Origin of the sequence: Streptomyces sp. NPDC056580 (assembly GCF_042793175.1) — a bacterium.
Taxonomy (GTDB): domain Bacteria; phylum Actinomycetota; class Actinomycetes; order Streptomycetales; family Streptomycetaceae; genus Streptomyces.
On sequence record NZ_JBHTVE010000004.1, the window covers coordinates 404,837 to 413,751 of the forward strand.

General features: G+C 72.3%; 9 protein-coding genes and 1 pseudogene. 9 read left to right on the forward strand and 1 reads right to left on the reverse strand.

The window, feature by feature from the left end; translation table 11 throughout:
* Position 1: 1 nt before the first annotated feature.
* The 6 genes from ACFQ9Z_RS10715 (at position 2) to ACFQ9Z_RS10740 (ending at position 6,682) form a co-directional block, all read left to right on the forward strand.
* Entirely contained in the window at positions 2-1,207 is a 1,206-nt protein-coding gene (locus ACFQ9Z_RS10715; RefSeq protein ID WP_383014094.1) for an LLM class flavin-dependent oxidoreductase, read from the forward strand.
* A 22-nt stretch (positions 1,208-1,229) separates the two neighbouring features.
* Complete coding sequence (locus tag ACFQ9Z_RS10720) at positions 1,230-2,603, forward strand: NtaA/DmoA family FMN-dependent monooxygenase (protein ID WP_383014097.1); 1,374 nt, start codon at positions 1,230-1,232, stop codon at positions 2,601-2,603.
* A complete protein-coding gene (locus ACFQ9Z_RS10725) occupies positions 2,600-3,691 on the forward strand; it encodes an LLM class flavin-dependent oxidoreductase (protein ID WP_383014100.1) in 1,092 nt (363 codons plus the stop codon). The genes ACFQ9Z_RS10720 and ACFQ9Z_RS10725 overlap by 4 nt, the downstream gene beginning before the upstream one ends.
* Positions 3,684-4,835 carry an LLM class flavin-dependent oxidoreductase gene (locus ACFQ9Z_RS10730; protein ID WP_383014103.1) on the forward strand — a complete coding sequence of 384 codons (1,152 nt, stop codon included), beginning with the start codon at positions 3,684-3,686 and terminating at the stop codon, positions 4,833-4,835. The genes ACFQ9Z_RS10725 and ACFQ9Z_RS10730 overlap by 8 nt, the downstream gene beginning before the upstream one ends.
* A gap of 53 nt (positions 4,836-4,888) precedes the next feature.
* The gene (gene ssuE, locus ACFQ9Z_RS10735; protein ID WP_383014107.1) at positions 4,889-5,446 is read left to right on the forward strand and encodes an NADPH-dependent FMN reductase; all 558 of its coding nucleotides are present in this window, start codon (positions 4,889-4,891) and stop codon (positions 5,444-5,446) included.
* Between the two features lie 93 nt (positions 5,447-5,539).
* Positions 5,540-6,682 carry an LLM class flavin-dependent oxidoreductase gene (locus ACFQ9Z_RS10740; RefSeq protein WP_383014110.1) on the forward strand — a complete coding sequence of 381 codons (1,143 nt, stop codon included), beginning with the start codon at positions 5,540-5,542 and terminating at the stop codon, positions 6,680-6,682.
* Here ACFQ9Z_RS10740 and ACFQ9Z_RS10745 read toward each other — a convergent pair.
* Positions 6,677-6,790 (reverse strand): annotated as a pseudogene (locus ACFQ9Z_RS10745) (IS5/IS1182 family transposase); the annotation flags it as partial. The gene ACFQ9Z_RS10740 and the pseudogene ACFQ9Z_RS10745 overlap by 6 nt on opposite strands.
* A 126-nt stretch (positions 6,791-6,916) precedes the next feature.
* On the opposite strand from ACFQ9Z_RS10745, the gene panD reads away from it, so the two are divergent.
* Genes panD through ACFQ9Z_RS10760 form a run of 3 tightly spaced genes read left to right on the forward strand, consistent with a single transcriptional unit; the run spans position 6,917 to position 8,411 of the window.
* Positions 6,917-7,336: an aspartate 1-decarboxylase gene (gene panD / locus ACFQ9Z_RS10750; protein WP_383014113.1), complete on the forward strand. Its 420-nt coding sequence runs from the start codon at positions 6,917-6,919 to the stop codon at positions 7,334-7,336.
* Positions 7,337-7,366: 30 nt separating this feature from the next.
* Positions 7,367-7,711 (forward strand): GNAT family N-acetyltransferase, encoded by a 345-nt coding sequence (locus ACFQ9Z_RS10755; protein WP_383014116.1) that lies wholly within the window; start codon positions 7,367-7,369, stop codon positions 7,709-7,711.
* 49 nt (positions 7,712-7,760) lie between these two features.
* Complete coding sequence (locus ACFQ9Z_RS10760; protein ID WP_383014119.1) at positions 7,761-8,411, forward strand: aspartate/glutamate racemase family protein; 651 nt, start codon at positions 7,761-7,763, stop codon at positions 8,409-8,411.
* Positions 8,412-8,915 lie beyond the last annotated feature (504 nt).

Here is an 8,915-nt window from a genome sequence, read left to right on the forward strand (position 1 = left end):
CGTGTCCGCAACTCCCGCTTCTGCTCTGCACCTCGCCGTCGCCCTCGACGGCACCGGCTGGCACCCCGCCTCCTGGCGCGAGCAAGTCGCCCGCCCCCGGGACCTGTTCACCGCCGGCTACTGGGCCGAACTGGTAGCCGAGGCCGAACGCGGCCTGCTCGACTTCGTCACCTTCGAGGACGGCCTCGGCCTGCAGTCCTCGCAGTACGGCGAACTCGACGCTCGCACCGACCAGGTCCGCGGCCGGCTGGACGCCGTACTCACCGCCGCCCGGATCGCACCCCTGACCCGGCACATCGGCCTGGTGCCCACCGTGATCGCCACCCACACCGAGCCGTTCCACATCTCCAAGGCGATCGCCACCCTCGACTACGTCAGCACCGGCCGCGCGGGCCTGCGGGTACAGATCTCCGCCCGGCCGCACGAGGCCGACCACTTCGGCCGCCGCACCTTCCCGCCGATCGACCTGAGCGAACTGCAGAGCCCGGCCGGGCAGGAACGCCTCACCGACCTCTTCGACGAGGCCGCGGACCACGTCGAGGTCGTGCGCCGGCTCTGGGACAGCTGGGAGGACGACGCGGAGATCCGGGACGCCGCCACCGGACGCTTCATCGACCGCGACAAGCTGCACTACATCGACTTCCAGGGCAAGCACTTCAGCGTCAAGGGGCCCTCCATCACCCCGCGCCCGCCCCAGGGCCAGCCCCTGGTCACCGCCCTCGCCCACCAGACCGTTCCCTACCGGCTGGTGGCCCGCCAGGCCGACGTCGGCTACGTCACTCCGCAGGACACCGCGCACGCCCGGGCGATCGTCACCGAGGTCCGGGCCGAGCAGGAGGCGGCCGGGCGGGCCGGTGAACCCCTGCACGTCTTCGGTGACCTGGTGGTCTTCCTGGACGACGAGCAGACCGCCGCGGAGGACCGCCGAGCACGGCTCGACGCCCTCGCCGGTGAGCCGTACACCAGCGACGCCCGGATCTTCGCCGGCACCCCTGAACAACTCGCCGACCTGTTGCAGGAGTTCGCGGCGGAAGGGCTGAGCGGGTTCCGGCTGCGGCCCGCCGTCGCCGGGCACGACCTGCCGGCCATCACCCGCGGCCTGGTCCCCGAACTCCAGCGCCGGGGTGTCTTCCGCACCGCCTACGAAGCCGACACCCTGCGCGGCCTGCTGGGCCTCGCCCGCCCCGCCAACCGCTACGCCGCCTGAGCCGGAAGGACCCCGCACCTACATGACCAGCAAGCCGCTGAAGCAGATCCACCTGGCCGCCCACTTCCCCGGCGTCAACAACACCACCGTGTGGAGCGACCCGAAGGCCGGCAGCCACATCGAGTTCAGCTCCTTCGCCCACTTCGCCCGCACCGCCGAACGCGCCAGGTTCGACTTCCTGTTCCTCGCCGAGGGACTGCGACTGCGCGAACAGGGCGGAAAGATCTACGACCTGGACGTCGTCGGCCGCCCGGACACCTTCACCGTCCTGGCCGCGCTCGCCGCCGTCACCGAGCACCTGGGCCTGACCGGCACCATCAACTCGACGTTCAACGAGCCCTACGAGGTGGCCCGCCAGTTCACCAGCCTGGACCACCTCTCCGGCGGCCGGGCCGCCTGGAACGTCGTCACCTCCTGGGACGCCTTCACCGGCGAGAACTTCCGCCGCGGCGGCTTCCTGCCGCAGCAGGAGCGTTACTCCCGCGCCAAGGAGTTCCTGGCCACCGCGAACGAGCTCTTCGACTCCTGGCACGGCGACGAAATCGTCGCCGACCAGGCGACCGGCGTCTTCCTGCGCGACGCGAAGGCCGGCTCCTTCGCCCACACCGGACAGCACTTCGACATCCACGGCCAGTTCAACGTCCCGCGCTCCCCGCAGGGCCGCCCGGTGATCTTCCAGGCCGGCGACTCCGAGGAGGGACGCGAGTTCGCCGCCTCCAGCGCCGACGCCATCTTCAGCCGGCACGCCACCCTGGAGGGCGGTCAGGCCTTCTACACGGACGTCAAGAACCGCCTCGCCAAGTACGGCCGCCGTCATGACCAGCTGCTGATCCTGCCCGCCGCCTCCTTCGCACTCGCCGACACCGACGCGGAGGCCGAGGAACTCGCCAGGGAGGTGCGCCGCCAGCAGGTCAGCGGCGCCACCGCCATCAAACACCTGGAGTTCGTCTGGAACCGGGACCTGTCCTCGTACGACCCGGAAGGGCCGCTGCCCGACATCGACCCGGACGTCAGCGACAACCACATCTCCAAGGGCCGTGCCCAGGTGCGGATGTACCGCGACCCGCTGGCCACCGCCCGTGAGTGGCGCGAGCTGGCCGCCGCCAACAACTGGTCCATCCGCGACCTGGTCATCAACACCGGCAACCGGCAGACCTTCGTCGGCTCCCCGACGACCATCGCCAGGACCATCAACGACCACGTCCAGGCCGACGCCAGCGACGGCTTCATCCTCGTGCCGCACATCACCCCCACCGGCCTCGACGACTTCGCCGACAAGGTCGTGCCGCTCCTGCAGGAACAGGGCGTCTTCCGTACCGAGTACGAGGGTCCCACCCTCCGCCACCACCTGGGGCTCGCGCACCCCGACGCCATCGGCGACCGGGTGGCGTCATGAAGTTCCTCGCCATCACCCTCATCACACACCGCCCGGACCCGGTCACCGGCGTGCGGAAGTCCACCCACGACCGCTTCCGCGAGGTGCTCGACAACGCGGTCCTGGCCGAGGAGCTGGGCTTCGACGGCTTCGGCGTGGGGGAGCGGCACGAGCGGCCGTTCATCTCCTCGTCCCCGACCGTCGTACTCAGCCACGTGGCCGCCCTGACCAAGCGCATCCGCCTGTTCACGGCCGTCACGACGCTCAGCCTGCTCGATCCGGTCCGGGCGTACGAGGACTACGCCACCCTCGACCACCTCTCCGACGGGCGCCTCGACCTGATCATCGGCAAGGGCAACGGCACCGCACAGCGCGAGCTGTTCCAGGTCACGCCCGAGGACCAGTGGGACCGCAACGCCGAGAGCTACGAGGTGTTCCGGCAGATCTGGCGGCAGGACAAGGTCACCGCCGACACCCGTTTCCGCCCCCCGCTGACGGACGCCGAGGTGTGGCCGCGGCCGTATCAGCGGCCGATCCGGGTCTGGCACGGCAGCGCCACCAGCAAGGAGTCGGTCGACCTGGCCGCCCGCTACGGCGACCCGCTGTTCTCGGCGAACGTCACCCACCCCATCGAGCCGTACGCCGAGCTGATCCGCCACTACCGGGAACGCTGGGAGCACTACGGTCACGATCCGGCGCGGATCACGGTCGGTGCCGGCACGGCCGGCGTCCACGTCGCCCCGACCTCCCAGCAGGCCCTCGCCGCCTACCGGCCCATCTTCGAGGCCAACCTGGCGCACTTCAGGCAGGCGGGCCTCCCGGTGGTCTTCGAGACCCTGGAGGACTTCGTCGCACGCAGCTCCGCCCTGATCGGCAGCCCGCAGCAGGTCATCGAGAAAGTCCGTCGCTACCACGAGGAGTTCGGGCACACGGTGCTCCATCTCCACGCCGACGCCGGGGGACTGCCCGACGCCGCGCATCGCGCCTCCCTCGAGCTGTTCCAGTCCCACGTCGCCCCCGTGCTGCGCCGCGAGATCCCCGACCCACCGTTCGCGTGGGGCCCCGTCCTTCCGACGCAACCACTCACCCAGGAGTCCGCCCATGTCTGACATCGCCCTCGGCGTCCTCGATCTGGTCCCCATCCCGTCCGGCTCGACGGCGGCCGACGCCCTGCGCAACTCGATCGACCTCGCGCAGCAGGCCGAGCGCCTGGGATACGCCCGCTACTGGTTCGCCGAGCACCACCTCAACCCGGGCGTGGCCGGCACCTCACCCGCCGTCGTCCTGGCCCTCACCGCCTCCGCCACCTCCACCATCCGGCTGGGCTCCGGGGCCGTGCAGCTCGGTCACCGCACCGCGCTGTCCACCGTGGAGGAGTTCGGCCTGCTCGACGCGCTGCACCCGGGCCGCTTCGATCTGGGCCTGGGCCGCTCCGGGGGCCGCCCCCCGGGACAGTCGGACGCACCGCCGCCCACCACGACCCCCGTCGTCGACGGCCGCGCCCCGAACGGTCTGCTGATTCCGCCCCCCTTCTCCTTCGCCCAGTTGCTCGGCTCCCCCCGGGTCGCTCTGCAGCGCAGGCTGCTCCTCCTGCCGGGTGCCGAATCGCAGGACTACACCGAGCAGATCGACGACATCCTCGCCCTGCTCGCCGGCACCTACCGCTCCCCGGAGGGCGTCGAAGCGCATGTCGTGCCCGGAGAGGGCGCCGACGTGGAGGTGTGGATCCTGGGCAGCAGCGGCGGCCAGAGCGCATCCGTCGCGGGCCGCAACGGCCTGCGGTTCGCGGCGAACTACCACGTCAGCCCCGCCACGGTCCTGGAGGCGGTGGAGGGCTACCGGGCCTACTTCCAGCCCTCCGAGGTCCTCGACAAGCCCTACGTCAGTGTCTCGGCCGACGTCGTCGTGGCCGACGACGACGCCACCGCCCGCGAACTGGCCACCGGCTACGGCCCGTGGGTGCGCAGCATCCGTACCGCGGAGGGCGCCATCGAGTTCCCCACGCCGCGGGAAGCCCGCGCCCGCGCCTGGACCGACGAGGACCAGGCCCTCGTCCAGGACCGCCTCGACACCCAGTTCGTCGGCTCGCCGGGCCGGGTTGCCGACCAGCTGGAACAGCTTCAGGAAGCCACGGGCGCGGACGAGTTGCTCATCACGACGATCACCCACGACCACAAGGACCGGGTCCGCTCGTACGAACTGCTCGCGGAGGAATGGCGCCGAAGGGGGCACTCGTCCCAGCCGCCGAGCTGACGCTCAGGCGTGTCCCCGAGGAAGTCCACCCCGACCAACCGAAAGGTCCTGCCATGGCCACCATCCTGTCCGTATCCGGAAGCCCCTCCGCGACCTCCCGCACCGGACGGCTGCTCCGCCACCTCGACCAGCGGCTCACCGCCCAAGGGCACGAGGTGATTCCGCTGGACGTACGCACGCTCCCGCCGGAGGCCCTGCTGCACGCCGATTTCGGCCATCCCGCGATAGTCCGGGCCGCGGCCCTGTTCGAGCAGGCGGAGGGCGTCGTGATCGGCACACCCGTCTACAAGGCCGCCTACTCCGGGCTGCTGAAGGCGCTGCTGGACCTGCTGCCGCAGTACGCGCTGGTGGGCAAGACCGTCCTGCCGCTGGCCACCGGCGGCAGCACCGCCCACGTCCTGGCCATCGACTACGCCCTGCGCCCGGTCCTCGCCTCCATGGGCCCCGCCCACATCACACCCGGCTGGTTCACCCTCGACAAGGACATCACCGTGGGCGACGACGGCACGCTGACCGTCGCGCCGGGCTCGGCCGAGGCTCTGCTCCAGGTCACCGACCAGTTCTCGGCCGCGCTGGACGGTCGTACGACGCTGCTGGCGGCCACCGGATGACCGGCGCGGCGGCCATGGGGGGCGATGCCGTCGGGCCGCCCCGCCACCGCCTTCTGTGACGCACATCGACAACCGGCCGATCGGAGTCCCCGCGTGAGCCTCACCTTTCACTGGTTCCTGCCCACCAACGGCGACAGCCGCCATGTCGTCGGCGGCGGTCACGGCACCCCCGCCACAGCCTCCGGACAGGACCGGCCGCCGACGGTCGCTCATCTCAGCCGGATCGCCGGCGCCGCCGAGGACCTGGGCTTCGTCGGCGTGCTCACCCCGACCGGCGCCTGGTGCGAGGACGCATGGCTGACCACCGCGATGGTCAGCCGGCACACCGAACGGCTGAAGTTCCTGGTGGCCTTCCGCCCCGGCTTCGTCTCGCCCACGCTGGCCGCCCAGATGGCCTCCACCTTCCAGCGGCAGAGCGGCGGACGGCTGCTGCTGAACGTCGTCACCGGCGGCGAGAGCCACGAGCAGCGGGCCTACGGCGACTTCCTCGACAAGGACGCCCGGTACCGCCGTACCGGCGAATTCCTGCAGATCGTGAAGGAGTTGTGGGAGGGCAAGACCGTCGACCTGCACGGCGAGCATCTCCGGGTCGAGGACGCCAGGCTGGCGCGGGTGCCCGATCCGGTCCCGGAGGTGTACTTCGGCGGGTCCTCGCCCGTCGCCGGGGAGGTCGCCGCTCGGCACGCCGACGTCTACCTCACCTGGGGCGAGCCGCCCGCCCAGGTAGCCGAGAAGATCGCCTGGGTGAGGGGCCTGGCCGCCGCGGAAGGCCGCACCCTGCGCTTCGGCATCCGGCTGCACGTGATCACACGCGACACCTCCGAGCAGGCGTGGGCGGAGGCCGACCGGCTCCTCGCCGGCTTCGACCCGCAGACCGTGCAGGCCGTGCAGGCCGGGCTCGCCCGCAGCGAGTCGGAGGGACAGCGGCGCATGCTCGCCCTGCACGGCGGCGGCAACCGGGACGGCCTCGAGATCCACCCCAACCTGTGGGCGGGCATCGGCCTGGTGCGCGGCGGCGCGGGCACCGCGCTGGTGGGCAGCCACGACGAGGTCGCCGAGCGGATCAAGGAGTACCACGCCCTCGGCATCGACGAGTTCGTGCTCTCCGGTTACCCGCACCTGGAGGAGGCCTACTGGTTCGGCGAGGGCGTGCTGCCGAGGCTCGCCGCGCAGGGCCTGTGGCGGCACCCGCTGGACCGGCGGAGCGCCCCCGCCGCGCAGGTGCCGTTCGCCTGAACACGCCTTCGGACGGTCCCGCACCGGCCGGCCCGTCCTCGGCGGGGCCTGCAGCGGCTCGATCGCCCACGACTCGCCGGTCAACTCATGACGACGCACCGCGAACAGACCGACGGCGCGGCGACTTTGCGGGCACGGCCTGGGCGGTTCACGGGCCGAGGCGTGCCGATGTACAGTGAACAACGCCCCTGACCAGCAGGAAGCTGGCGGGGAGCCGTCTTCTAGGAGTCCAAAGTGCTGCGTACTTTGCTCAAGTCCAAGATCCACCGCGCCACCGTCACCCAGGCCGACCTGCACTACGTGGGATCGGTGACCATCGACGCGGATCTGCTCGACGCCGCCGATCTGCTGCCCGGTGAGCTCGTGCACATCGTGGACGTCACCAACGGCGCCCGCCTGGAGACGTACGTCATCCAGGGTGAGCGCGGGTCCGGGGTCGTCGGGATCAACGGGGCCGCCGCCCATCTCGTGCACCCCGGTGATCTGGTGATCATCATCAGCTACGCTCAGGTCACCGACGCGGAGGCGCGGGAGCTGAAGCCGCGGGTGGTGCACGTCGACGCCGAGAACCGGATCGTCGAACTCGGCGCGGACCCGACCGCCCCGGTGCCCGGGTCGGACCAGCAGCGCAGCCCGCAGGCCGTTCGGGCCTGATCGGGGACGAGGACCAGGAGCGTGCGTGCCATGACCGACATCGAGATCCGCGACGACCGGGAGGCGGGCCGGCTCGAGGCCGTCGGGGACGGCGAAGTGGTCGGCCGCATCGAGTACTTCGTCCTCGAGTCGCCCGCGCGCGCCCTGGTCCCGGTCCACACCGTCGTCGAGCCGGCCCACGAGGGCAAGGGCATCGCCGGCTCCCTCGCCCGGGAGCTGTACGCCGTCGCCGAGCGGGAGGGCGTCCCGGTCGCCCCGCTGTGCCCGTACGTCGTGAAGTGGGCCGAACGGCACCCCGAGGTGGCCCCGCCGGCCGACCCGGAACTGCTCGCCGCCGCCAAGGACTGGCTGCGGGCCCACCCCGGCCGCTTCTGAGACCGGCGGACCGGACCGCGGGAACTCCACGCGGGGACTTGGATTCCAGATGCTCGCCCTCCTGCACACCTCACCCGTGCACGTGCCGGTCTTCGACGCCCTGCGCGACACCGGCCACCCGGGCCTCGAACTGCGGCACCTCGTCGACGAGGAGTTGCTGGAGCGGGCCCGGCGGGAGGGCCCGGAGGCGGTCCGCGACGACGTGCGCCAGGCCCTCCGCCACGCCGTGAGCGCCGGGGGGCGGGCGGTGCTGTGCACCTGTTCCACCATCGGCGCGGTCGCGGAGGCCGAGGCCGCCGCGGCCGGGGTGCCGGTGCTGCGGGTCGACCGGCCGATGGCGGCCGCCGCCGTGGCAGCGGGCCCGCGCGTCACCGTCCTCGCCGCCCTGGAGAGCACCCTCGGCCCCACCGCCGACCTCGTCGAGGAGGAGGCGCACCGGGCCCGCCGCCCCGTCTCGGTCCGCACCGCGCTGGTCGACGGGGCCTGGGACCACTTCACGGCCGGCGCCACCGAGGCGTACGCGCAACGGATCGCGGCCGCCGCCGACGCGCTCACCGGCACTGATGTCATCGTCCTGGCCCAGGCCTCCATGGCCCCGGCCCAGCACCTGACCACGACGACGACCCCGGTCCTGTCCAGCCCCCGCCCGGGACTGGCCGCCGGTGCCGCGGCTGTCGCCGCGGCGGCGCGGCGCAGGTGAGTGCGGGGCGCACTGGGGCGGCGGGCATGACAGTGGCGACGTGCGGCCACTGAACGCTCGGGGCTTCCCGGGGTGCGGCTGTCTTGTCGGTGGTTCCCGATGACTGAACCCGGGGCTTCGTTACCTGCGGCTGCCGGAGTCGCGGGCGGGTCGTAGAGCACAGGGCCGGTCGTGGGGCGGCGGCTGTCGGAGCGGTGCTGCCGAGCACTGAGTGCGGGGCGTTGCCGGGGCTGCGGCCGGCACGGGGCCCCGGCTACCCGAGCGAGGGTGCGGGCCGCTGAGCACGCGGCGGGGTCGTGGGGCGGGTGAGTGCGGGGCGCACTGGGGCGGCGGGCGTGACAGTGGCGACGTGCGGCCACTGAACGCTCGGGGCTTCCCGGGGTGCGGCTGTCTTGTCGGTGGTTCCCGGTGACTGAACCCGGGGCTTCGTTACCTGCGGCTGCCGGAGTCGCGGGCGGGTCGTAGAGCACAGGGCCGGTCGTGGGGCGGCGGCTGTCGGAGCGG

What these genes read in the sequence shown, in the direction of transcription:
- ACFQ9Z_RS10720 (WP_383014097.1), top strand. Translation starts at nt 1,230, where the DNA reads ATGACCAGCAAGCCGCTGAAGCAGATCCACCTGGCCGCCCACTTCCCC.
- ACFQ9Z_RS10725 (WP_383014100.1), top strand. Translation starts at nt 2,600, where the DNA reads ATGAAGTTCCTCGCCATCACCCTCATCACACACCGCCCGGACCCGGTC.
- ACFQ9Z_RS10730 (WP_383014103.1), top strand. Translation starts at nt 3,684, where the DNA reads ATGTCTGACATCGCCCTCGGCGTCCTCGATCTGGTCCCCATCCCGTCC.
- ssuE (WP_383014107.1), top strand. Translation starts at nt 4,889, where the DNA reads ATGGCCACCATCCTGTCCGTATCCGGAAGCCCCTCCGCGACCTCCCGC.
- ACFQ9Z_RS10755 (WP_383014116.1), top strand. Translation starts at nt 7,367, where the DNA reads ATGACCGACATCGAGATCCGCGACGACCGGGAGGCGGGCCGGCTCGAG.
- ACFQ9Z_RS10760 (WP_383014119.1), top strand. Translation starts at nt 7,761, where the DNA reads ATGCTCGCCCTCCTGCACACCTCACCCGTGCACGTGCCGGTCTTCGAC.